Here is a 23135-nt window from a genome sequence, read left to right on the forward strand (position 1 = left end):
AAGGTGCTGTTGGGGATTAACAGACAAAGACTTGGTTTTTACCCGCCAATTTAGCCAGATACATGCCTTGATCCGCCCGCTCAAATAGCTGGCGAGGCCGGTCGCCGGGCTGGGCGAGGGTCAGGCCGATACTGATTGTTAATTGGCCAGCGATGTCGAAGATGTGTTGCTCCACGTTGCGGCAGAGCCGGTTAGCCAGCTTTAGACTGGCGTCTTGGTCAAGCCCCTTGGATATAATGACGAACTCTTCACCTCCCCAACGCCCAAAGTGATCCTCATGTCTCAACGTTTCCTGCACTAACTGAGCCATATTACGCAAGATATCATCGCCGGTTGCATGCCCATAGGTATCGTTAATATTTTTAAAATCATCAATATCAAACATCAACATGGCAAAACTGACTGACGAATTGATCAAATCCTCAATCACCAGCTCTGTATAGTAGCGGTTCCAGCATTTTGTTAAGGGGTCGGTGTGGGCCAAGCCCTCAAGGCGTTGATTGGTTTTGGTTAACTGGCGGTTGAGATGAACGACCTCCTGGGCCGTTATGGCCACGGCTAAATCGTCGGCCAGCTCAATCATCATGGAGGCTTCCTGCGGCATCCAATAACTCAAGACGTCTTGAAGCGTCGTATCAGCAACCAGAGCGGGGAGTAGCGGCTGTTGGCGAAATAGTAGTAACCAACCCAAGGAAGCATTGGCGACGCTTAGCGGGGCCGCTAAACCTCCTTGGCAGCTGCCATTCAGCTCGGCGATTTCGTCATGGGGATTGTGTTGATTCAACTGCTGTAAATGATGAAATAACTGGTGCTTCGAGGGACACTCGCCAAAGCAGTGAAGATCGCCCTGATAAGCCAGCGCAATGCCTTCGGCCTGAAAAATATCGCACCAGCTAGCGCCATGATGCTGCAAAATATCATCAATGGAAGTCAGTTTTTTAATATCTCTGGACAGCAATCTGCGGCGAGACTTTAAACCTGATTGGCGAGTGACCATACGCTCTGCTTTTAACAAGCGTAAGCGTTGGGATGCAAGATCGACGAGTAGCTGGATCCACTTGCCAGGCCCAGCGTGAACCGCAGGTGGATGCCCAATATACCCCCACACTTCATGCTCGCCCTTTAGTTCATACAGTTGCAGCTCTGAGGCGGCTAGATCGTCGTAACAATGAATAGCGAGCAGCGCGTGGTGAGAGGCGAGGGTACTTTCCAACGGATAGTAGTACGCCAAACGAAGGTTTCCTGTGCTTAAGCGGCGATAAAGTGCCACTGGTTGACCCTGGGTAAGCGCATGCAGCGTTTTGGTCAGCAGTTCAAAAAGCTCGAGAGGGGTTGCCGAGCGGCATAGTAGCGCCAGCTTATGACACAGGTCGTCGAGATTTTGCACCGATGGAGATAGTGTGCCACTCATTCTGAATGACTCCTCAAGCGCCGCATTTCAGCGCTTAGCATAGCAACTCGCCTAATACTGCTAAGCGAAAACTCGAAATTGAATTAATGATTCAATCAAAAGGTGAACCGTTATTCAACTGTTATTGAACAATCGCTTCACATTGGCGGCATGAATGAAAAAATCATGTTCGCAGAGCGTCTAAAAGCGGCACTGGAAGCAGCGGGTTACGAAGCGCGGCCGTCAGTGCTTGAGCGGGAATTTAATCTGCGCTATTGGGGAAAGCCGATCACGTTTCAGGCCGTTAGGCGCTGGCTGCGTGGTGATTCGATCCCCAGTCAGGATAAGCTCCAGGTTTTGGCTCGCTGGCTGTTAGTCGACCCGCACCACTTGCGCTACGGCGCCAGCACCGCTTATACGGTCAGTGAACCTTCCGCAAGTTGGGACGTTTCATCCACCAGTGAAGAGCGCCAATTGCTGGCACTCTACCGGGAGCTTCCCGCTGCCCAGCGTAAAGTAGTGCGCGAAATTATTGAAACATTCGCTAAAGTGCACCCGCCTGCTAACGGGCGTAACGATTAGGTCGACTTATTTTTTCTAATTATCTTTCAATTCGATGTGCTAGGTGTCAATTTTCTTAGCTGAACTGTCACCGCGTCGCCAATTGAAGTAGTGCTTCAATAGTGCCAGCACTCGTTCGGGCTTGTGGGCGTTTTTCCACACCCCGGCAGTGGCCTTTGCCGCCTCGCCCAGCGTGGGGTAGGGGTGGATGGTACCCAGTAGTTTGTTGAGGCCCAGACCGTGCTTCATGGCGAGGGTAAATTCACCCAGCCATTCACCGGCGTTTTCCGCCACGATGGTTGCACCGAGAATCTTGTCTCTGCCGGGCACGGTAAGCACTTTGATAAAGCCTTGAGTGGCACCTTCGGCGATGGCGCGGTCGCTTTCGCCCATGGCGTAGCGGGTAACTTCAAAGGCAATGCTCTGTGCGTTAGCCTCTTTTTCGTTTAATCCCACCCTTGCCACTTCCGGCTGTACATAGGTGACGGCGGGCATATAGCGGTAATCCACCGCAAAGCTTTTCAGCTCGCCGAACAGCGCATTGACGGCCGCATGCCACGCCTGGTGAGCAGCAGCGTGGGTAAGCTGATAAGGCCCTGCCAAATCACCGCAGGCCCAGATATTGGGTAGGCGGGTTTGCAGGCGCTCGTTCAGTTCAAGGGGGCCCGCTTGGGTGGTCGTGATGCCCAGCGCTTCGAGCCCTAAGCCTTCCACATTGGCCTGGCGACCGGCACTCACCAAAAGGTAGTCCAACGGTAGTATTTTGCGGTCGCCATCATGCTCCACCACTAGCTGATAGCCTGTCTCCCCGTTGAGAACTTCCAACGCCCTGGCATCGGTCATCACCGACACGCCTTCGCCTTCCAGGGTGCTTTCGACTAGCTCACCGACCTCTGGATCTTCACGGCCCAGCAGTTGGGAAACGCCTTCCACCAGGGTGACCTGGCTACCCAGGCGAGCGAAGCTCTGACTTAGCTCACAACCAATGGCACCGCCGCCCAGCACCACTAAACGCTTGGGCAATTCAGTAAGCGACCAGAGGTTCTCGGAAGTTAAAACGGGGGCGCTCTTAATACCCGGTAGCGACGGCACCCGGGGACGTGCGCCGGTGGCCAGCACGATATGCCGGGCGGTGAGGATTTTATCGCCGACCTGTATTTCCCAGGGCGAGATCAGCCTGGCGTGCTCTTGGTACACCTCAACGCCCAAGCCGTTATAGCGCTCTATACTGTCGTGGGGTTCGATATCGCTAATCGACTGATGCACATGGCCCATCACCTTGGCAAAGTCGACCTGCGGCTCGCTGGCAGTCACTCCGAACCGGTGTGCGGTGCGAACCTCATGGGCGGCGCGGGCGGCACGAATTAACGCTTTAGACGGAACGCAGCCGGTATTCAGGCAATCGCCGCCCATCTTGTGTTTTTCCACCAACGCCACTTTGGCGTTCACGGCGCTGGCGATATAGCTGGTAACCAGCCCGGCTGAGCCGCCGCCGATCACCACAATGTCGTAGTCAAAGCCCGCTGGCCGGGTAAAACCTTTATAAGCTTTGCGCTTCTGCACCAGTTGTACAATGCGTCGAGCTATCCAGGGGAAGATGGCCAGCAGTAAAAACGAGGCGATAAGCGTCGGTGAAAGAATACCCCCCAGGCTCTCTAGCTCGCCCAACTGCCCACCCGCATTCACATAGATGGCGGTGCCGGGCAGCATCGCGAGCTGGCTTACCCCGTAAAAAGTGACGGTTTTTATGCGCGTTAGACCCATGACCAGGTTGATCATAAAGAACGGAAATACCGGCACTAAACGCAGGGTAAATAGATAAAGAGCGCCATCGCGCTCCACGCCGCGATTCACCGAGGCAAACTGGCGCGGAAAGCGCTTTTCGATAGGGCCACGGAAAAGAAACCGTGAAAGTAGAAAGGCCAGCGTGGCCCCCATGGTGCTAGCGAAGGAGACAATCAGTAGCCCCCAGCCGAGCCCAAATAGCGCACCGCCAAGTAAGGTCATCAGCGTGGCGCCCGGCAGTGAGAGCGCCGTTATCACCACATAAACAGCAAAAAAGATCCCCGCTACCTGCCAAGGATTTTGAGTAAATGCCGTTTGGAAGTCGCTTTGGTATGCTTTGATGGTTTCCAGGGTGAACCATTGATGGGCACCGCTAATGAAAAACACACCAATGGCTGTGATCAGTAGCGCTGCAATAATCAAACGTTGTCGGGTCACAATAAAAGCTCCAGCGCTAATAAGGGAAGTATCGGTTGTCACTGAGTGAGGAGAGCGCCCGTTTCCTTACACTGAAACGGCTAATTAGAGATTCTCTAGCTCCTTCCAGCGCTGCCAGTCTTCAGGGCGATCCACGTCCCAAATAATCGCGGGGTAGGCGACCTGGAGGCCTAATGCTTCAATGCGCTGCTGCGTGGTGGTCAGCACGCGTTGGGTACCCCAGGGGATATCTTTAAACAACGCAGGGTAGTCTTGTCGGGTACCCACAAAGCCGTAGCCGCCATCTTCGGCGGGTAACATCACCACCTCAAAGCTGGCTAGCTGCTGTGCGCAGGTGGTGATTAGCGCGCTGGTGATGCTTGGGCAATCACTGCCCATTAGCATGGCGGGCCCTGGAGTACTGTTCAGGGCATGGCGAACCCTTGCGCCTAAGTCACCCTCTGGCTGGGCGCTTAGCGTCACACCAAATGCCTCGCGAAGCTCGATAAACAGCGGGTGGGCGTGATCAAGCGCTGTCCATAGTGTGACATTGGCGGCAGGCAGCGCTTTGCAGGCATTTGCGACGCAGTGGCGTACCAGCTCCGCGTGGGCGTTGGCAGCACCTTCCAAACCGAGTAGGGGCGACAGGCGCGTTTTAGCTTGCCCCGCCAGCGGCGCTTTGGCTAGCAGGTGCAGGTGGGGCGTTTCAGCGGGCATCGCGATACTCCTTGGCGAGTTGGGTTGCGCTAACGCCGCGCCAGTAGCGGTAGCGCAGCCGCCACATCAGGCGGATCGTTTTCCAAGCGCCGACCTCATCCCAGCGCCTGCCCGAGCTTACCACTTTCGCCTGCAAACAGGCGGGCTGAGACACCCGTTTGAGTCGTTTAGAAAGCTCAATGTCTTCCATCAGTAGCTGTTCGGGAAAACCACCGGCTGCTTTGAAAGTGCTCGCGCGCATAAACATGCCCTGGTCGCCGGTGGCGATGCCGGTGAGCCGTGAGCGTTGGTTCATCATCCAGCTCACCACGGGCAGCCAGCCGCTGCGGCCTGCAAGCTCAATATCAAAGCGCCCCCAGGAGTGGCCGTTAAGCGCTTGGGTTATCTGCTCAACGGCGTTCTTGGGCAATTGAGTATCCGCGTGCAGGAACAGCAGTGCGGGCGCAGTGGCATGCTGAGCGCCCAGGTTCATTTGCAATGCTCGTCCGGCTGGGCTACTGAGCACTCGATCTGCTAGTGGTTTGGCAATGTGAGCGCTGGCATCACTGCTCCCGCCATCCACGACAATTATCTCAACGGGTATCGCAATGCGCTGGTCGCGGAGTGCTTGCAGCGGCGTCAGTGACGCCTCAATTCCCGTGGCCTCGTTAAGCACCGGTATCACGATGCTCAGCCGAGGTGGTTGGTCAGCCGAGCTCAATAACCGGCCCTCCTGCTGCATTGGCGTCCTCGTGGTCATGGGTGACCAGGAGCGTAGGCAGGCCTGCTTCGCGTAGTTGGCTAAACACCAGTGTGCGCATCTCCTGGCGCAGCGCCGTATCCAGCTTGGAAAACGGCTCGTCCAGCAGCACCGTTCGCGGCTTGGAGAGTAGCAGGCGCATCAACGCCACGCGTGATTGCTGGCCGCCGGAAAGGGTGGCGGGGTCGCGGGACTCAAAGCCTGCTAGCCCAACCTGTTCAAGTGCCTGAGTAACCTGCTGGCGCTTGTCTTTTAGATGGCGAGGCAGTCCGAAGCGCAAGTTGCCGCCCACGCTTAAGTGCGGAAATAGCAGCGGATCCTGAAACAGAAGCCCGATGTTGCGCTGTTCGGCGGGAAGGCTGAGCAAATTGCGCTCGCCCAGCCATACGCCGCCGCTAGCGGTGAATTCGCGATCAAGAAAGCCTGCAATATACGCCAATAAGGTGGATTTTCCCGACCCCGAAGGTCCCATGACCGTGAGTACTTCACCGGAGCTAATAGTGGCATCCACTACCAGTAACTCACGGCCTGCCAGGGCGATGCTAACTTGCTCAAGGCGTAGCGGCGCGCAAAAAGAAGCTGTCACATTGTCCCTCTTAAGTAGCTAAATCACGGCGGTGGGTACCCAATAAACGGGGCAGCCCTAGCGCAAGCATAAAGCCAATCAACGGTAACCCAGCCTGCACTAATGCCCAGACGCCGATTAAACGTCGATTACTGCCAGAGGCAAGCGCGACTGCCTCGGTCGTCACGGTGGTCACGCGGCCCGCACCGAGTAACTGGGTGGGTAAGTATTGGCCAATACTCACTGCCAAGCCTACGGCAAACGCTGTTAACAGCGGCGCGAGCAACAGCGGCAGGCGAACCCGCCAAAAAGCGGAGCTGCGTGACACCCCCAGTGAACGCGCTACCTTTAACCAGCGTGGATCCAATTGGCGATAGGTCTCGGCCAAGGAGAGGTATACATAAGGCAGTACAAACAGCAGGTGACCAGCGATAACCAGACCAAGTTGAGGGCGAATGCCCAGGCTTTCAGCGGCCACGATTAGCCCAAATAGAAACGCAATTTGCGGCACTAGTAGGGGTAAATAGAGTAACCATAACGCGCGCTTGGGTTGAATGTGCTGACGGTGTTCATTTTCCAGCGTTGCTAGCACTAGCGCCGTAGCCAAGGCGGTAGAAACAAGTCCAATCAATGCCGTATTAATGAGCGGTGTAGCCAGCATAGGGCCGCTGCGTTGCCAGTGATCCAGCGTTAGCATCTGTGGCAACACTTCTGGAAAGCGCCAAAAACCGGCCAGTGAAAATAGCCCCAACCCAACTAAGGCTGCCAGCGCTGTGATACTCGAAAACAGTAATGCCGAGCGGCCAACGAGGCGCAGGATGATTTCGCCACGCTGGCGGCTGCCATTGATCAGCCAGTACCGCGTCAGGCTGCGGATCAGCTGTTCTAACAACCACCAACACAGCAGTGCAGCGACAGTGACGCCCAGTTGCAGTACCGCCGCCGCCGAGGCCATAAAACGCTGGCTGATATCCGGGTCGTTGAACCAACCCAAGATAGATACGCTCAGTGTGGGGGGCAGCTTCGGGCCAAGAATCAGTGCCATATCGACGACCGAAGTGGCATAGGCGATCACTGCATAAACCGGCAGGCGAATCAGTGGGTAGAGCGAGGGAAGCACCGTTTTTAACCAGCCGATGGTAGGCGAGTAACCTAGCGACCTTGCCAGCATCAAGCGCTTCTCCGGCGCTAACTGCGGCAGTGCCGCCAGGCTCATCAGTAGCAAAAACGGTACCTCTTTTAGCACCAACCCCGCCATTAGGGAGAATCCCCAGGGATCGTTGATGATCAGCATGTCCAGGGGGCGCTCCCATCCTGTTAGCGACGGCGATATCAGCCGCGCCACCAAACCCGAAGGGGCAATCAAAAAGGCAAACCCAAAGGCGATAGCGGCGTGAGGGATGGCGAGCAGCGGTGATACCAACCGTCGTATGCCGCGATCTAACCAAGTGCCCCGACTGGCGGCCAAAAACAGCACCACAATTACCAGCGCTACGGCTGTGCTGACTAACCCGCTGGCAAAGCTAACCATCACTGAACGTCCTAGCCCCGGCTGGTCGAACAGCATTTGCCAGGGGGCTAAACTAGCGCCATGGCCGCCTAGCGTTGGTAAGTAGCCAAACGCAGGCAGCAGCACCATCATCAGACCCGCCCCAACGGGGAGTACTAGCAGGGCAATGATGAGTGCTGGGGCCAGTCGCAGCATCGTTAGTTAACGCCGTAACGCTCAAGCCAGGCATTTTGCAGGGCGGTCATCCAACTGGGGTGTGGTTCGGGTAGGGTGTTGGACAGCGCGTCCGCCGGTAGCTCGGAAGGATGGCGATCACCCTGCTCGAACAGCGCCTGATTCTCGGCGTCTAGCTGATCGATATCCAGTACGCTGCGGTCTCCCCACATCGCTAGCGACTGCTTTTGCGCCTGAGCTTCCGGTGAAAGCAGGAAATTGGCGAGCACCATGGCCCCGGCTTTATGCGGCGAGTTATAGGGGATCGCCACAAAGTGAACGTTACCCAAAGTGCCGCCTTCCAGCACGTAGCTGCGCACGCTTTCGGGCAGCTCATACTCCATGACTGCCACGGCGGCATCGGTGGGGTAGAACGAAAAAGCCAAACTTAGCTCGCCGTCGCTCATCAACGTGCGCAGGTTGGGGCCGGAGTCGGGAAAGGTACGACCACTGCGCCACAGGTGCGGGTGCAGCGCATCTAAATAGGCCCACAGAGGTTTGGTGACAGCCTCAAAATCGCTTTCTGAAACTGGCTGGTAAAGCGCCTCCTCCTGATCGGTGAGCTCGATCAGCGCCTGCTTTAAAAAGGTGCTGCCGGTGAAGTCGGGAATACGCGGATAGCTGAACTGGCCGGGATTGGCTTTGGCCCAGGCGAGTAGTGCCTGCATATTCTGGGGTGGTGTCTCGGTTTGAGCGCTATCGTAAAAAAAGGTGATCTGCGCTTTACCCCAGGGCGATTCATAGCCTTCTGTAGGTAACGTGAAGTCGGTCACCACCTCAGGGTTATCGGCGGCATTGGTGAGCGCAAAATGGGGCAGCGACTCAGCGAAGGGGCCAAACAGCAGGTCGCTTTCGCGCATCGCAGCGAAGTTCTCGCCGTTGATCCAAATCAGGTCGATACTGCCCTCGGTGTGGTTGCCCGCCTGCTTTTCTGCCAGTATCCGAGCTACCGCGCTGCCGGTATCGTCCAGCTTTACGTGTTCCACATCGACGCCGTACTGTGCCTGCATTTGCTCCGCCACCCAGTCGATGTAGCGATTGGTGCGCGTATCACCGCCCCAGGCATTCCAGTAAACGGTTTGGCCTTCGGCTTCTGCGACAACGCTTTGCCAATCGCTGGGATCAGGGGTTGCCATGACCGGTAAAGAGACAGCCAGCATCGCCATGGCAATCGTAGCACCCAGGGAGTTGCGTTTATTCGACATCGCACACCTCATATCAGTAGGAGAAAAACGTTATAGGGTGGCTTGCAAGCACTGAAGCTCGCTATGAACGTGATCAATCGTCGGCAGCGAGAGGTAGTGTTCAACGCGGTCACGTACGTGATCGATTACTGCCGGGTCGGTGAGTTCAGCGGACCAGTCTTCCCCGCGCTGCTGGGCATCTACGGCGTTTAAGTGCTGGGCGCGCCACTTGGCACACCAGGTTAACGACCAGAGCCAGGTAGCGCGGCGACAGGCAATGAGGGTGTCGATGTCCGGCGTTTCACCCATGGTGGCTTGCCAGCGGCGATAAAAGCTAATCACGTCACTTAGCGATAGCACCGCTTGGCTGCTGACGTCCCAGGTGGTCGAGGTGTAGAGGCTGGTGTGGGCGAGGTCGATACCCGGCAGGCCGTAGCGGCACTTCTCTAAATCCACCAACACCGCGCGGCCATCGTCGTGGATTAAGAAGTTGCCAGGGTGGGTGTCAAAGCTAATCAGTGTCGGCGCGGCATCGCTTAAGTGAGGTGGCAGTAAGTCCAGCTCCTGCTTAATGCGCTGGGTGACCTTGCTCGAAAGTTGCGCGTCGCTCAACCAGTTAGCCTGCTGACGCACTTCATCTATCATCGCTTGCCACGGGTCTTCGGGGGCAAGCAGTGGTGCCTGCTCTGCGACACTGGGCAGCGGTTGGCTATGCAAGCTGGCTAGAGCATCCGCGATGGCAGGCAGGTCTTCCGGCAACTTGGCCAAGCGGCCACGGATAGCCTCAACCAGTAACCCACCCCGGGGCAGTGCCTCGCTCGGCGGCAGAGTGCCGTAAAGTGCTGGCGTGTGTCCGCCAGGACTAGAGCGCTGGTAGCAGGCAGTCTGATAGGCAAGGTTCTCTTCAGGCGGCAGATTCATCTGACTCTGCTTCGGCAGTCGCGCCACCCAGTCATCGCCCACGCTGCGATGGATCCACACATGATCATGGGCCAGCCCGGTATCCGCCATCGTCGTAAGCTCATGGTATGCAATCCCGGCCCGCTTTAATTCGCTTGCCAGCGCCTGTAAACGCGCTTCGGTTGGTGTCGGCATAGAGCAGTCCGTGTCGTTGCTGAATCAGCGATGCCACTTAGTGGCCGTTCTTGTACCAACCTTACACGTTTCGTAAGAAAATGTGGTTAAAGTGAGTGGTAAGGGGACCAATATGTCATGCGCTAGCGCTGCATAGATATTATGAGTCATAACTAATAAGTTAATTATCTTCGGAGTATTTTCTGCTAGCGTTGTGGTTAAGTAGATTTTGTGGGATTAGAGCGGGCGTTGTCGGGATTGCTTACCGTTAACAGCCATCGCCATTTACGCGCGAGCAATAGCTGGTGCCTGGTTCATTATTATTGAGACGGCAGTTTTTGTATCGGGGGAATTATGATTCGCACCACCGAAGAGCTATACCAGCTATATCCTGAGCCAAAGGAGAGAGCGCTGAAGAAGCAGCTATCGCGACTTGACCGGCACTGCCAGCGATTTATCGAGCTTGCTCCCTTTGTGGTCATCGCCACTGGAAACGCATCGGGCTTTGATGCGTCGCCACGCGGGGGAGAGCCAGGTTTCATCAAGGTGGTTGATGATCTTACTTTGGTGATTCCAGATTCTCCAGGTAATAACCGATTGGATTCACTTAAAAATATTGTCGAGAGCGGTCGGGCTGGATTGCTGTTTTTAATCCCCGGGGTCGATGAGACGCTACGCATAAATGGCGCGGCGCATGTCTCGGTGGATGAGGAAAAGCGGCAGCTTTTTGCATCAGAGAAGCGAGCACCAAAGGTGGTTATTGAGGTGACGGTTGAGGAGGCTTACCTTCACTGCGCTAAAGCCTTTATGCGCTCCAAACTATGGGCAGATGAGAGCCGTCGCGAGCGTTCCGTATTGCCGACGATGGGGCAGATGATTCACGAGCAAATAGGTCGTAGCGGCTCCCCCGAGTCACAGGAAGAGATGCTTGCGCGTTACGCACAAGATATTTAGCACCTCAGGGGCCCTCATCATCATGCAGGAAGATCTCGATCATGAGTGACGTAAAGAGCAGAGTATTAACCCCGCAAGATTGGCAGCTTTATAAGTTGGCGCGGTTGAACTCTCTTGAGGATGCGCCTGACTCTTTTGGCTCAACTTACGAGCAGGAAGTAACGCTCTCAGACACTGAATGGCAGACACGCTTGGATCTGAAATGGCGAGGCCTGGACGCTCTGCCCTTAATTGCTGAGTTGGAGGGCCAAGCGGTTGGCCTAGCCTGGGGGGTAATACATGAGCCCGATACGAAAATGGCGCATATCTACCAAATGTGGGTTTCACCTGCGCTGCGAGGGAAGGGGATCGCCAAGTCTCTTCTATATGAAATTAGTACCTGGGCTGTAAATAAAGGGTGTGAGTGTATAAAGCTCGCAGTAACAACAAGCAACGAAGCTGCAGTTGGTTTTTATACCTCGTCTGGATATCTTCCAACGGGGCCGCTTGAAGCGCTGAGGGTTGGTTCCGCGCTTATGGTGCAGCCAATGGTTAAACGGTTGGGTAATACGCAATAACACTCAGTCTGAGTGAACCGACATAGTAGCCGACAGCTTCAAATTCAAAAATATCGAATTTAATTTAAAAGAGCATTTCTGTTAGCCCAATGCTCTCAGTACAGCCTTTGGTTCCTTGGCAACGATATGCAGTAATGCCAGCGCTGGACCATGGGAAGTGCGATCACCTCGTTCCCAATGTCGTAGTACGGTTATCAGCATTGCCACGTTAACTGTAACCGCCCATTTTTTGAAACCGCACTGCGCATTCATTCTTGTGTCGTCAGGGCTTCACGAAACAGGGTCTCGCGAAAGAGGGCCTCAATGCGTTCCTGGGTACGGGCATACCAAGTCTCGTCCTTGGTCACCGCACCCTGGGCGTTGATGGGGTGGGTGGGAATATGCAGGCGCATGTCCAGGCCACTGTCGCGGTGGGTGGTAACCTGCATAGCAGCAGAGCGTCGCGTTGGGCCATAGGGGATATGCCGGGCCAACTCCACTTGGCGCTCGCTGGTGGTGGCGAAGCGGATAAATGTTTGGGCCGCCTCGGGGTTCGGGGCACCGCGGGGGATCGCCCAGGTCTCATGTTCCTGGAGCTGGCCGTCCCAGAGGATCTCGATGGGCAGGTCGCGCTCCACCATGGCGGCGAAGAAGCGGCCATTGTAGCCGGAAGCCATGACCACCTGGCCCTCCTCCAGCAGGCGCACCGGGGTTTCACCGGCCTCCCACCAGTGGATATTGTCGATGCTTTGCAGCCGGGCGAAGGCCAAGTCCAGGCCGCGGCGGGTACTGAGCAGACGGTAGAGTTCTTCCCGGGGAACCCGGTAGGCGAGTAGCGCCCACTCCAGATTAGCCGCGGGGGTGCGCTGTAAGGCCCGGGGGCCAGGGAAACGCTGTTGATCGAAGAGATCGGCGATGCGAGTGGGGCGCTCCCCGGGGAAAGCATCACGGCGATAGGCCACGACGGTGGCAAAGATCGAATGGCTGATAAAACAGCGACCCAGGGCGCCAGGAAGGAAATCTTGGGATGCCGGAGTGCCGTCCGGCGCTGAGGCGGTTAGCTCGGGGGGGAGTGGCTCCAGTAGGCCCTCTTCGCAGGCTGCCATGGCCTCGCTGCGGGTCATATCGAGTACGTCCCAGGGGACATCGTTCTCCGCCACGGCCTGGCGCAGTTCCGTCAGGCCGCCGTTATAGCTGTCCACTGCCACCGGTACATCATGGGCCTCGGTGAAGGGTGTGAAGAGGGCACTGCGCTGGGCGTGCTCGTAGGCACCGCCCCAGCTCAATACCGTCAGAGAGTCGGCAGTGTCGGGCACTTCCGCCCTGATGGGGGTTGCCAGGACGAGCAGCCCGGCCAGAAGTCCTGGGATCAATCGTCTAGCCAGCACCGTGTTCCTCCCGTCGTAGGGCGTCGCTGTGATGCAAGAAGGCTCGAGCAATGCTCGACTCATAGGCCACCCCCAAGAAGCGCCGTTCGTCATCCACGACGGCGATGGCCTCGCCGGTGACCTTTTGTAGCTGCTGCATTGCCTCCCAAAGTGAGGCGTGCGGATCTAGCACTGGGCGGGGCGTTTCGGGACAGTCGGCCAGGGTTGTGGCCTCGCTGCCTTCGCGGAAGGTCTCCAGGCTCGCCAGGGTCACGCAGCCTTGGTAGCGCCCTCGGCCGTCCACCAGATAAGCTTCGCCATGGCCCGCTTGACAAAGGCGCGAGATGGCCGCTTTCAGTGGGGTCGCGGGGGCCAGGGTGACGGCATCATGACTAATCAACTCGGTCAACCGCGCCTCCTGGAGCACGGCGCGGCTGCGGCCAGCGGAGAGATCCAAACCACGGCGGGCTAATTGAATATCGAATAGCGAGCGGCCGAACAGTTGGGCGGCCAGAGGATTGGCTAGCGTGACGCTGGCCAGGGCGGCGGTGGTCAACGCATAGCTGCCGGTAAGTTCGAAGACGATCAGCAGGGTGGTAAGAGGCGCGCCGAGAACCGGTGCGGTGACCGCGACCATGCCGCACACCGCATAGAAGATAAACGTCTCCTGGCCACCGCCCAGCTCCGCTACCAGGGTGCCGGCTAGGGCGCCGAAGAGGGTGCCGATCACCAGCGCTGGGCTGAAGACACCACCAGCGAAACCCAGCCCCAGGCACAAAGCGGTCGCGGCCAGCTTTAGTAGCAGTACCATCAGCAGCTCGCCGCCGCCGTAGGCCCCGGGCAAGGTGGCGAAGCGCAGGGTTTCTTGGCCCATGCCGAGAATATCGGGTACCCAAAGAGCCGTTAGGCCGAGCAAAGCCCCGGCTAGTGCGGGATGAAGGCTGGTGGGTAGCGGTAGCCGCTTGGCCAGCTGGCCCATGGCAAGAATGGCATGCATATAGCCTCCAGCCACCAAGGCGCCTAGGCCACCCAAGGCTAGGAAAAGGGCGAATTCCCAAGGTTGAGGCACGCCAGGCTCAGTGATATGGAACAGCGTCCCCTGAGCAAGCAACTGAGTGGCCAGCACATAGCCGACGATGGCGGCGGCAGCCACTGGCGCGAAGGCGCGCAGGGCATAGTGGCGTAGCACGACTTCGTGGGCGAAGACAATGCCCGCCAGTGGCGCATTGAAGGCCGCAGCGATGGCTGCCGCTACCCCGCAAGCGATAGTGATATTGTCCTCTGAGCGCCCCAGGCGCAGCAAGCGTGTGATTAGGGAGCCGAGAGTCGCGCCGAGATGTACCAGGGGGCCGTACTGACCCACCGAGGCGCCTGCGCCTAACGACACCAAACCGCTTAACGCTGAGAGAGCACCAGCCTTGGCGGGTAGGCGACCTCGGCGGGTCTGGACGGCAGCGATGGCGTCGGCAGGGGTATGGGAGCGGCCCCCAGGCAGGCCGCGGTGCAGTTGACCAACGAGCAGCCCCCCAAGGGTTGGCACCAGCAGGGTAGCCAGTATCACCAGAGAGGTGTCTGCAGCCATCATCTGGCCTCGGGGGGAGATCAACAGCAGGTCGTTGAGCCATACCACCGCATTGACGAAGCCAACGGCTACAAGAGCCGCCACTCCGCCGACGACACTGCCCAAGAGTACCAAGCCAAGGAAACGCAAGACTGCCAGGGGGTGTCGGGGCGAAACGCTGTCTGTGCTGGGGGAGTCCATTTACCCGTTATAGGCGCTATCCGATCAGCGGGCAAGCGGCGCGCCGGCGCCATGCCGTCAGAGCTGCCTGGCGCCGGGGGAGGACTTACAGCGCTGAGATTTTAGCGCGCTGTTCTTCCAGCAACTGCTTGGTGGCTTGGAATTCGGCCAGCTTGCCGCGCTCTTTATCCACCACCGCTACCGGGGCTTTGGCGATAAAGCCGTCGTTGCTAAGCTTCTTCTCGATGCCGCCGATCAGCTTGTCCTGCTTCTCAATCTCTTTGCTTAAGCGGGCGATTTCGGCGTCTTTGTCGATCAGATCCGCCATCGGTACCAGCACTTCCATATCGCCCACCAATTGCGTGGCTGAGAGCGGGGCATCGTCTGGGTTTTCAAGCCAGGTAACGCTTTCCAGCTTGGCGAGTTTGGAAAGGAAGCGACGGTTGCTCTCCAGGCGCTCGGCGTCTTCGGGCTTGCCTTTGGTGAGCAGCACGTCAAGCGGTTTGCCGGGGGCGATGTTCATTTCGGCGCGGATGTTACGCACGGCGATGATGACGCCTTTCAACCACTCGATATCCAGGCTGGCCTGGTCGTCGATTTTGCTTTCGTCGGCTTCTGGCCAGGCTTGCAGCATGATCGACGCATCGTCACCCATATACACACCTGCCAGCGGCGACACGCGCTGCCAGATCTCTTCGGTAATATAAGGCATCATCGGGTGAGCAAGGCGCAGAATCGCTTCGAGTACGCGTACCAGCGTGCGGCGGGTACCGCGCTTGGCTTCTGCCGTGGCATTTTCATCCCACAAAACAGGCTTGGAAAGCTCCAGGTACCAGTCGCAGTACTCGTTCCAGACGAACTCATACAGCGCCTGGGAGGCGTGGTCGAAACGGTACTCGTCCATCGCCTTGGTGACCTGGGCTTCGGTTTTCTGCAGCTGCGAGATAATCCAGCGGTCGGCCAGTGAAAGCTCAACCTCTTCACCACCAGTGCCGCAATCTTCGCCTTCGGCGTTCATCAGCACGTAGCGCGAGGCGTTCCACAGCTTGTTGCAGAAGTTGCGGTAGCCGTCCAGGCGGCTCATATCAAACTTGATATCACGCCCGGTGGTGGCTTGGGAGAGGAACGTAAAGCGCAGCGCATCGGTGCCGTGGGCTTCAATACCATCTTTAAACTCGTCCTTGGTCGCTTTGGCAATCGCCTTGGCCTGTTTCGGCTGCATCATATTGCCGGTGCGCTTTTCGAGCAGCTCATCCAGCGTGATGCCGTCGATCAGGTCGATGGGGTCGAGTACGTTGCCCTTGGATTTGGACATCTTCTGCCCCTGGCCGTCGCGCACCAGACCATGCACGTAAACCGTTTTGAACGGTACCTGCTTGGTGAACTTCAGGGTCATCATGATCATCCGGGCAACCCAGAAGAAGATGATGTCAAAGCCGGTGACCAGCACGCTGCTGGGGTGGAAAGTCTCCAGCTCCGGCGTCTCTTCCGGCCAGCCGAGGGTGCCGAACGTCCACAGGCCCGAGCTGAACCAGGTATCGAGTACGTCTTCATCTTGCGTCAAGGTGACATCGGGGCCGAGTTTATGCTTCTCGCGAGCCTCGGCTTCGCTGCGGGCAACATAGACATTGCCTTCCTCGTCGTACCAGGCCGGGATGCGGTGGCCCCACCACAGCTGGCGGGAGATACACCAATCCTGCAGGTCGCGCATCCAGGCGAAGTACATGTTCTCGTAGTTTTTGGGCACGAACTGGATATCGCCATTTTCCACCGCTTCGATGGCGGGCTTGGCGAGGGACTCCACGGCCACAAACCATTGGTCGGTGAGCAGCGGCTCGATGACATCGCCCGAACGGTCACCATAAGGCAGGGTGTTGTTAACGGCTTCGACTTGCTCTAGCAGGCCCAGGGCATCCATGTCGGCAACGATCTGCTTGCGCGCTTCAAAGCGGTCGAGACCTGCGTACTTGGCAGGCAGAGTGGCGTCTACATCGGGCTGGGGTTGACCTTTCAGGTCGAAGATCTCGGCCTGCTCAAGGATTGCCGCGTCTTTGGAGAAGACGTTGATCAGCAGGTGGTTCTGGCGCTTGCCGACCTCGTAGTCGTTGAAGTCGTGGGCGGGGGTGATCTTGACGCAGCCCGAACCTTTCTCCATATCGGCGTGCTCGTCAGCAACCACCGGAATTCGGCGACCGACCAACGGCAGCTCGATAAATTTGCCGACCAGGGAGGCGTAGCGCTCATCGTCTGGATTCACTGCCACGCCGGTATCGCCCAGCAGGGTCTCCGGGCGGGTGGTGGCGACTACAAGGTAATCCTTGCCATCGTCGGTTTTGACGCCGTCCGCCAGCGGGTAGCGGAAATGCCAGAAGCTACCCTGCTGCTCTTTGTTCTCCACTTCCAGGTCAGAAATGGCGGTGTGTAGTGTCGGATCCCAGTTGACCAGGCGCTTGCCACGATAGATCAACTTCTCTTCGTGCAGGCGCACAAACACTTCTTGCACCGCCTTATAGAAGCCGTCGTCCATGGTGAAGCGTTCGCGAGACCAGTCGACGCTAGCGCCCATGCGGCGCAGCTGGCGGGTAATATGGCCGCCGGATTCGTGTTTCCACTCCCACACCTTGTCGATAAACGCATCGCGGCCAAGGTCGTGGCGGGTCTTGCCCTCTTCAGCTGCAATCTTGCGCTCCACCAGCATCTGCGTGGCGATACCGGCGTGGTCGGTGCCTACCTGCCACAGAGTGTTGTTCCCCTGCATCCGCTTCCAGCGCGTCAGGGTATCCATAATGGTGTCCTGGAACGCATGGCCCATGTGCAGGCTGCCAGTCACATTGGGCGGTGGAATCATGATCGAAAAAGGCGTGCCCTGGCCGGAGGGAGCAAAACGGTTGTCAGCTTCCCAGCGCTCGTACCAGCGGGTTTCGATCTGTTCGGGTTGGTAGGTCTTTTCCATGGAGAGTTGGCTCACGGCTGGCGAGAAATGTGTATAAGTGCATAGATGAATGGGCGTGAGTATACCGCGTAAGGGCCGTGGTCGTCAGGGGCTACTCACGCTCTATTGTGGGTGCACAGTACGTATGTGATGTGTTTATGAGAGCTGTTTATGGGCAGAAAATCCGCGCATGGCGATTAGCCCGAGGATGGGGCCCGGCAATAGCCACCAAATGACAGCCAGCGACTGGCTCGACCACAGCGCTGTGACCAGTGCAATGGAAGGAATGGTCAGCCCAAAGCCGATAGCGTTCATCATCGCCAGCGCTGCGCCTAGCCGCTCGGGTGGAGCCGTGGCGCTGGCCAGCGCAGAGAACTGCGCGGAGTCGGCAATAACGCTAACGCCCCATACGCCGAGTAGCATCAGCAGCAGCCAGGGCGAGGCGCCGCCCAACAGGGGATAAACTAAACAGAGCGTACCGGAGGTTGCCAATGCCACGCAGGCCACTCGATCACTGCCAATCTGGCGGCTCCATTTGCCTGCAAGCACGCAGCCCGGTAAGCCCAACGCGATCACAGCAAAACTTAGCCACGGTTGAGCGCTGTTTGAAGCGCCCCAGCGTTCCAGCTCCCGGGCGACCAGAAACGGCACCAGCGCCCAAAGGGCGTAAAGCTCCCAGCAGTGGCCGAAATAACCCAGTGCGGCGGCACGAAAGCGGGGCTGTTTGAAAGCGGCCAGGCCTGCCCAGGGGCGGCCGCTTTTGGCGGTGGCTGGCAGGTGGGGGCCAACGCCCAGCTTGAAAATCATAAGCGCAGCGGCCAGCGCCAGCAGTGACGCCAGCAGCAGCGGCCACTGCCAGGGTAAATGCAGCGTTAAACCGCGCAGCAGGTGCGGCGAGGCAATGCCCAGGGTCAGCATGCCCACCAGCCAACCCAGCGCGGCGCCGGCGTGGCTGGGTGTCCAGCTCACTACCAGCTTCATGCCTAGCGGATAAATCCCCGCCAGGCAAAGCCCGGTCGCAAAGCGCGCAACAGCGGCGAGCGTTACGCTCTCGGCCACGCCAATAAAGGCGGCGTTGATCAGTGCGCCGAGAACGGCAGAAATCGCAAACAGGTGGCTGGCGCGAATGCGGTCGGCAAGGCCGGTGGTGGCAATCAATAGCGTGCCGCTAATAAACCCGGCCTGAACGGCGATGGTGAGCAGACCCAAATCGCTTTCGCTAAGGCCTACCGCATCCTGAAGCGCCAAGCCAACGCCATTGACGCTAAACCACAGTGAGGTGCCAAACAGTTGGGCGATGACAATCGTAACAAGCGGGTAGCGCGTGAACACGTTTACGTCTCCATGAGGGCAAAGGGCGCAGCCAGAGCCCGCTAATGGTAATCAACAATTTACCGTTACGACGAATTTTTTAAAAACAGCAGTGTCGGACCACGAGGCCCGTCAGGATTCGTCGGGCAGGAAGTACAAATTTGTTCGCAATTGGAGTTTTTATGCACGTAGCCAAGCTTTTCCTTCCAGCAGTTGCAGCACTGGCATTCAGTGTTCCCGCCATGGCCCAGCAAATGGCTGGTGGCACCCCCAGTGTCGATGACCAAGTTGATCAACTTGACGAAATGGTCGATCTGGATGAAGGCCAGAAAGAAGAGATGAGCAACCTCTTGACCCAGATGCAAGATAAAATCAGTGGCAAGGAGCAGGAAGCCCGGCAGTTGCAACAGCAACTCGGCGAGCAGGTTCAGCCCGATTACGATGAAGCTGCCATTCGTGCGGACGCGGAGCGCCTTGGTGACCTAACGGCCGAGATGACCGCTGATAGCATCATCTTACAGTCTCAGATCGAAGGCGTATTCACTCAAGAACAGCGCGAACAACTTGACGAGGCCATGGCTCAACGGCAGGAGCAAATGCAACAACAGATGCAGGAGCAGATGCAGCAACAGGGTGGCTAAGGCAAAGACGCCTGGGACGCACTGACAACGATTGCCCAACTCTGTTGACGGCCCCGCCAAGTGCGGGGTCACGTGTTTAGGGTGTAGGGTCTCCTCGGCCATTTACCCCAATTTATGCGGCACGACCTCATGGCCCAGTTCTTTATAGCGCTGCCAGCAGGCGCGTTTGGCGATCAGCACTTGTTGGTGCTGATTGATGATCTCGGCAATTCGTGCGTAGCGCTCTACGCCTTCGGGTATTTCCGGGTGCAGATTAAGCAGCGCGGTTTCTTCTGTCGGAACCGGCAACTGCTGCCAGCCTAGCGTGATTGGTACGCTGGCGGCCATCTCGCTATCTTCCAGGGCATGGGGTAAATAGGCGTCTGGGCGGAAATTCCACAGCGCGCTATCGGCCTGCTCGGCGAGGGCCTTGTCTTCGCAGTGCAGGTGCAGGCGGTAGCCTTTACGCCAGATGGTCTCGGCCAGTTTGCAGGCAAACTGCAAGCGCGCCTCCAGGGTGGTATCGGGCAGGATATAGAAATCAATGCGCGCCATAGCGGTTCCAGGTAAGCGGTTTCAGTTACGTCGATGACAAACAGCACCGCCGCAAGAATGCGGCGGTGCTGGAAGGATAAGCGTTGGTTTTAAACCCGCTTAAACCAGCTGGGTGAGCCAGCCGTACTTATCTTCACTGCGGCCGTACTGCAGGTCGAGCAGCTTGGTACGCAGTCGCATGGCGATCTCGTTGTTGCCACCCGCTGTGAGCTTGATACGCTCGTTTTCAGTGACCAGTTCACCTACCGGAGTGATGACCGCGGCGGTGCCGCAGGCAAAGACTTCGGTGATCTCGCCAGACGCCGCACCTTCACGCCACTCATCGATGCTGATGGCGCGCTCTTCCGGCGTCAGGCCTTCGTCCTTGGCCAGCGTCAGTATGGAGTTGCGGGTCACGCCCTCCAGAATGGTGTCGGTCAGGCGTGGAGTAACGACGCGGCCATCTTTGAAAACAAAGAACAGGTTCATGCCGCCCAGCTCTTCAATCCACTTGTTTTCTGCAGCATCGAGGAAGGCGACCTGGCCACACTTGTGAGCCTCGGCCTCTTTCTGTGCAGCCAATGAAGCGGCGTAGTTGCCGCCACACTTGGCAAAGCCGGTGCCGCCTGCGGCCGCGCGCTTGTAATTCGAGGAGAGCCAGATCGAGACCGGTGAAACGCCGCCTTTAAAGTAGGCCGCTGCCGGGGAGGCGATCACATAGTAGTCGACTTCCTGTGATGGGCGTACGCCCAGGAAGGCTTCAGAGGCGATCATGAATGGACGCAGATAGAGGCTGCACTCGTCAGCGGCACTGGCAGGCGTAGGTACCCACGCTTGATCCTGAGCGAGCAGCGCTTTCAGCGAGCCGATAAAGTCTTCGTCGGACAGCTCCGGCAGCGCCAAACGACGGGCACTGCGGCGAAAACGTTCGGCGTTTTTCTCTGGGCGGAATGTCCAGATAGAGCCGTCGGCGTGGCGATAAGCTTTGATGCCCTCAAAAATCTCCTGGCCGTAATGCAGCACAGAGGCAGCGGGATCCAGCGTTAGCGGGCCGTAAGGGCGCACTTGGTGGCCGTGCCAGTCGGCGTCAACCGTCCAGCGCACATGGGCCATGTGATCGGTAAAGTGTTTGCCAAAGCCGGGGTTTTTGAGAATGTTGTCACGGATCTCATCGGCTATCGGCTGGTTGGATGGCAGAATCTCAAAGTTAGTGGGCACGGCATGTTCTCTCTACTTGATCCAAGCCCTGAAGGGCAAATATAGGCGTCATAATGGGTGTAGCGTGTGCCTTGAGATAAGGCACACGCTAATGGGTTTAGGTGTAACGGTTGCGTCAAATAAAGGCAACCGTTGATTGCCTGATTGTGTTGTTAGACGTCGCTATTTTCTACTTGGGCATCTGCTTCACGGTCAAGCAGGTACTGGGTTAACAGCCCAACGGGGCGACCGGTGGCGCCTTTTTGCTTGCCGGAGTGCCAGGCGGTGCCGGCGATATCCAGGTGCGCCCAGGGGAAGTGGTCGGCAAAGCGTGACAAGAAGCACGCAGCGGTAATCGTGCCCGCGGGGCGGCCACCAATATTGGCCAGGTCGGCAAAGTTGGACTCAAGCTGCTCTTGGTACTCATCCCAAAGCGGCAGGTGCCAAGCGCGATCCCAAGCCCCTTCACCTGCGTCTAATAGATCCAGCGCTAGGTCATCGTCGTTGGAGAGCAGCCCGGTGGCGTGGTGGCCCAGACCGACAATGACTGCGCCGGTCAAGGTGGCAATATCCACGACGCTGGCCGGGGTAAAGCGCTCGGCGTAGGTCAACGCATCGCACAGCACCAGACGGCCTTCCGCGTCGGTGTTAAGCACTTCGACGGTCAGGCCTTTAAGGGTTTTGATGATATCGCCGGGCTTGGTGGCGTGGCCGTCGGGCATGTTTTCCGCCGCGGCGATGATAAATACCAGGTTGAGCTTGGGCTTGATCGCCAATACCGCTTTGACGGTGCCGAACACGCTGGCGGCGCCGCACATGTCGAACTTCATTTCGTCCATGCCTTCGCCCGGCTTGAGCGAAATACCGCCGGTGTCAAAGGTAATGCCTTTGCCGATCAGCACGTGGGGTGCTTCTTCGCTTTCTTCGGCGCCCTGGTACTTCATAACGATCAGGCGTGTCGGCTCTTTGCTGCCGCGGCCTACGGATAGTAGCGAGCCTGCACCCAGGGCTTCCAGCGCTTCTTCATCGAGAATATCGACCTCGAGCGCGCCTTGTGAGTCGCGACCCAACTGCTCTGCCTGCTCGGCTAAATAGCTGGGCGTACAGACGTTACCGGGCAGGTTGCCCAGCGTGCGGGTGTAGTTGATGCCTTGGCCAATAGCGTTGCCCACTAACGCACCCTGCTTAACCTGCGGGACAGCGTCAGCATCGGTGATAATTAACGTCAGCTTGGCAAGGCTGGGGGCTGGCGCGGGCGAGGATTTGAACTGGTCAAAGCGATAGATAGCCCGCTCCGCAGCTTCCATTACCTTGCGCGCTTTCCAGGCCGCATCGCGGTCAGTCAACGGAACATCGCCAAATACTACGCTGGCTTCGTCAATAGGCAGTTTCACTAGCGCTGTCATGGCCGCATCCAGCGCCTTGATGAAGGCCGCTTCCTGGCATTTTTCGCGCTCTCCCAAGCCCACCAGCAAAATGCGTTCGGCCCCCAGGCCTGGCGCAAAGGGTATCAGTTGCACGTTGCCCAGTGCTGCGTCAAAGTCGCCGCGTTCGAGCAATTGGCCAATCAAGCGCTCGCTGGCGTCGTCCAGTTTGGCAACGGTGGGCAGGAAGTCGCCCCCTTTATAAACCGGCACCAAAAGGCAGGGTGTTTCAGCTTTGGCTGGGTTCGCGGTCTGAACGGAAAATTCCATGACGGCTCCAACAAGACAAGCATCGAGGGATTCGGGATAATGCCCCGTTGCTTTTGATTTTGAAAAGGGACTGAAAATAGTTTGATTAGTGTAC

General features: G+C 57.7%; 19 protein-coding genes. 4 read left to right on the top strand and 15 right to left on the bottom strand.

Features of this window, described 5'->3' with window-relative positions:
• Window positions 1-16: 16 nt before the first annotated feature.
• The gene (locus ACW17M_RS17655; protein ID WP_141440054.1) at window positions 17-1411 is read right to left on the bottom strand and encodes a GGDEF domain-containing protein; all 1395 of its coding nucleotides are present in this window, start codon (window positions 1409-1411) and stop codon (window positions 17-19) included.
• Between the two features lie 165 nt (window positions 1412-1576).
• Here ACW17M_RS17655 and ACW17M_RS17660 point away from each other — a divergent pair, with 165 nt between their 5' ends.
• Window positions 1577-1972, top strand: a complete 396-nt coding sequence (locus ACW17M_RS17660; RefSeq protein ID WP_276316028.1) for a transcriptional regulator — start codon at window positions 1577-1579, stop codon at window positions 1970-1972.
• A gap of 39 nt (window positions 1973-2011) precedes the next feature.
• Here the strand turns inward: ACW17M_RS17660 and ACW17M_RS17665 are convergent, their stop codons facing one another.
• From ACW17M_RS17665 to ACW17M_RS17695, 7 genes are all read right to left on the bottom strand, one after another.
• On the bottom strand, window positions 2012-4174 hold the full coding sequence (locus ACW17M_RS17665) for an FAD-dependent oxidoreductase (RefSeq protein WP_457547858.1): 2163 nt from the start codon (window positions 4172-4174) through the stop codon (window positions 2012-2014).
• 84 nt (window positions 4175-4258) lie between these two features.
• Window positions 4259-4870: a TIGR04282 family arsenosugar biosynthesis glycosyltransferase gene (locus ACW17M_RS17670; protein WP_041157527.1), complete on the bottom strand. Its 612-nt coding sequence runs from the start codon at window positions 4868-4870 to the stop codon at window positions 4259-4261.
• Window positions 4860-5570, bottom strand: coding sequence for a TIGR04283 family arsenosugar biosynthesis glycosyltransferase (locus tag ACW17M_RS17675; RefSeq protein ID WP_457547859.1), 711 nt, complete (start codon window positions 5568-5570; stop codon window positions 4860-4862). The genes ACW17M_RS17670 and ACW17M_RS17675 overlap by 11 nt, the downstream gene beginning before the upstream one ends.
• A complete protein-coding gene (locus tag ACW17M_RS17680) occupies window positions 5557-6195 on the bottom strand; it encodes an ATP-binding cassette domain-containing protein (RefSeq protein WP_041157528.1) in 639 nt (212 codons plus the stop codon). Before ACW17M_RS17680 ends, ACW17M_RS17675 begins: the two co-directional genes overlap by 14 nt.
• Window positions 6196-6205: 10 nt before the next feature.
• The gene (locus tag ACW17M_RS17685) at window positions 6206-7879 is read right to left on the bottom strand and encodes an ABC transporter permease (protein ID WP_027957786.1); all 1674 of its coding nucleotides are present in this window, start codon (window positions 7877-7879) and stop codon (window positions 6206-6208) included.
• Window positions 7880-7881: 2 nt separating this feature from the next.
• Window positions 7882-9102: an ABC transporter substrate-binding protein gene (locus ACW17M_RS17690; RefSeq protein WP_457547860.1), complete on the bottom strand. Its 1221-nt coding sequence runs from the start codon at window positions 9100-9102 to the stop codon at window positions 7882-7884.
• A gap of 30 nt (window positions 9103-9132) precedes the next feature.
• The gene (locus ACW17M_RS17695) at window positions 9133-10176 is read right to left on the bottom strand and encodes an aminoglycoside phosphotransferase family protein (RefSeq protein WP_457547861.1); all 1044 of its coding nucleotides are present in this window, start codon (window positions 10174-10176) and stop codon (window positions 9133-9135) included.
• Between the two features lie 333 nt (window positions 10177-10509).
• Here ACW17M_RS17695 and ACW17M_RS17700 point away from each other — a divergent pair, with 333 nt between their 5' ends.
• Together ACW17M_RS17700 and ACW17M_RS17705 are read left to right on the top strand one after the other, a co-directional pair.
• On the top strand, window positions 10510-11109 hold the full coding sequence (locus tag ACW17M_RS17700; RefSeq protein WP_457547862.1) for a pyridoxamine 5'-phosphate oxidase family protein: 600 nt from the start codon (window positions 10510-10512) through the stop codon (window positions 11107-11109).
• A gap of 41 nt (window positions 11110-11150) precedes the next feature.
• The gene (locus ACW17M_RS17705) at window positions 11151-11666 is read left to right on the top strand and encodes a GNAT family N-acetyltransferase (RefSeq protein WP_009288510.1); all 516 of its coding nucleotides are present in this window, start codon (window positions 11151-11153) and stop codon (window positions 11664-11666) included.
• Between the two features lie 248 nt (window positions 11667-11914).
• On the opposite strand, the gene ACW17M_RS17710 is transcribed toward ACW17M_RS17705, so the two are convergent.
• The 4 genes from ACW17M_RS17710 to ACW17M_RS17725 all read right to left on the bottom strand — a co-directional run bounded on the left by ACW17M_RS17710 (window position 11915) and on the right by ACW17M_RS17725 (window position 19017).
• Window positions 11915-13033: an ABC transporter substrate-binding protein gene (locus ACW17M_RS17710; RefSeq protein WP_457547863.1), complete on the bottom strand. Its 1119-nt coding sequence runs from the start codon at window positions 13031-13033 to the stop codon at window positions 11915-11917.
• Complete coding sequence (locus ACW17M_RS17715) at window positions 13023-14774, bottom strand: chloride channel protein (RefSeq protein WP_457547864.1); 1752 nt, start codon at window positions 14772-14774, stop codon at window positions 13023-13025. The genes ACW17M_RS17710 and ACW17M_RS17715 overlap by 11 nt, the downstream gene beginning before the upstream one ends.
• A gap of 85 nt (window positions 14775-14859) precedes the next feature.
• Entirely contained in the window at window positions 14860-17706 is a 2847-nt protein-coding gene (locus ACW17M_RS17720) for a valine--tRNA ligase (protein ID WP_027957792.1), read from the bottom strand.
• Between the two features lie 135 nt (window positions 17707-17841).
• Entirely contained in the window at window positions 17842-19017 is a 1176-nt protein-coding gene (locus ACW17M_RS17725; RefSeq protein ID WP_457547865.1) for an MFS transporter, read from the bottom strand.
• A 161-nt stretch (window positions 19018-19178) separates the two neighbouring features.
• On the opposite strand from ACW17M_RS17725, the gene ACW17M_RS17730 reads away from it, so the two are divergent.
• Window positions 19179-19637 carry a Spy/CpxP family protein refolding chaperone gene (locus tag ACW17M_RS17730; RefSeq protein ID WP_027957794.1) on the top strand — a complete coding sequence of 153 codons (459 nt, stop codon included), beginning with the start codon at window positions 19179-19181 and terminating at the stop codon, window positions 19635-19637.
• 102 nt (window positions 19638-19739) lie between these two features.
• On the opposite strand, the gene ACW17M_RS17735 is transcribed toward ACW17M_RS17730, so the two are convergent.
• The 3 genes from ACW17M_RS17735 to ACW17M_RS17745 form a co-directional block, all read right to left on the bottom strand.
• Window positions 19740-20171 carry a DNA polymerase III subunit chi gene (locus ACW17M_RS17735; RefSeq protein WP_041157534.1) on the bottom strand — a complete coding sequence of 144 codons (432 nt, stop codon included), beginning with the start codon at window positions 20169-20171 and terminating at the stop codon, window positions 19740-19742.
• A gap of 99 nt (window positions 20172-20270) precedes the next feature.
• The gene (locus ACW17M_RS17740) at window positions 20271-21368 is read right to left on the bottom strand and encodes a branched-chain amino acid aminotransferase (protein ID WP_400674166.1); all 1098 of its coding nucleotides are present in this window, start codon (window positions 21366-21368) and stop codon (window positions 20271-20273) included.
• 152 nt (window positions 21369-21520) lie between these two features.
• The gene (locus tag ACW17M_RS17745) at window positions 21521-23041 is read right to left on the bottom strand and encodes a leucyl aminopeptidase (RefSeq protein WP_457547866.1); all 1521 of its coding nucleotides are present in this window, start codon (window positions 23039-23041) and stop codon (window positions 21521-21523) included.
• Window positions 23042-23135: the final 94 nt, after the last annotated feature.

The organism is Vreelandella sp. 2A-K22 (assembly GCF_054065485.1).

Excerpts from the sequence above, each read along its gene's own strand:
- ACW17M_RS17655 (WP_141440054.1), bottom strand. The coding sequence starts at position 1,411 with ATGAGTGGCACACTATCTCCATCGGTGCAAAATCTCGACGACCTGTGT.
- ACW17M_RS17660 (WP_276316028.1), top strand. The coding sequence starts at position 1,577 with ATGTTCGCAGAGCGTCTAAAAGCGGCACTGGAAGCAGCGGGTTACGAA.
- ACW17M_RS17670 (WP_041157527.1), bottom strand. The coding sequence starts at position 4,870 with ATGCCCGCTGAAACGCCCCACCTGCACCTGCTAGCCAAAGCGCCGCTG.
- ACW17M_RS17685 (WP_027957786.1), bottom strand. The coding sequence starts at position 7,879 with ATGCTGCGACTGGCCCCAGCACTCATCATTGCCCTGCTAGTACTCCCC.
- ACW17M_RS17690 (WP_457547860.1), bottom strand. The coding sequence starts at position 9,102 with ATGTCGAATAAACGCAACTCCCTGGGTGCTACGATTGCCATGGCGATG.
- ACW17M_RS17695 (WP_457547861.1), bottom strand. The coding sequence starts at position 10,176 with ATGCCGACACCAACCGAAGCGCGTTTACAGGCGCTGGCAAGCGAATTA.
- ACW17M_RS17700 (WP_457547862.1), top strand. The coding sequence starts at position 10,510 with ATGATTCGCACCACCGAAGAGCTATACCAGCTATATCCTGAGCCAAAG.
- ACW17M_RS17705 (WP_009288510.1), top strand. The coding sequence starts at position 11,151 with ATGAGTGACGTAAAGAGCAGAGTATTAACCCCGCAAGATTGGCAGCTT.
- ACW17M_RS17715 (WP_457547864.1), bottom strand. The coding sequence starts at position 14,774 with ATGGACTCCCCCAGCACAGACAGCGTTTCGCCCCGACACCCCCTGGCA.
- ACW17M_RS17720 (WP_027957792.1), bottom strand. The coding sequence starts at position 17,706 with ATGGAAAAGACCTACCAACCCGAACAGATCGAAACCCGCTGGTACGAG.
- ACW17M_RS17730 (WP_027957794.1), top strand. The coding sequence starts at position 19,179 with ATGCACGTAGCCAAGCTTTTCCTTCCAGCAGTTGCAGCACTGGCATTC.
- ACW17M_RS17735 (WP_041157534.1), bottom strand. The coding sequence starts at position 20,171 with ATGGCGCGCATTGATTTCTATATCCTGCCCGATACCACCCTGGAGGCG.
- ACW17M_RS17745 (WP_457547866.1), bottom strand. The coding sequence starts at position 23,041 with ATGGAATTTTCCGTTCAGACCGCGAACCCAGCCAAAGCTGAAACACCC.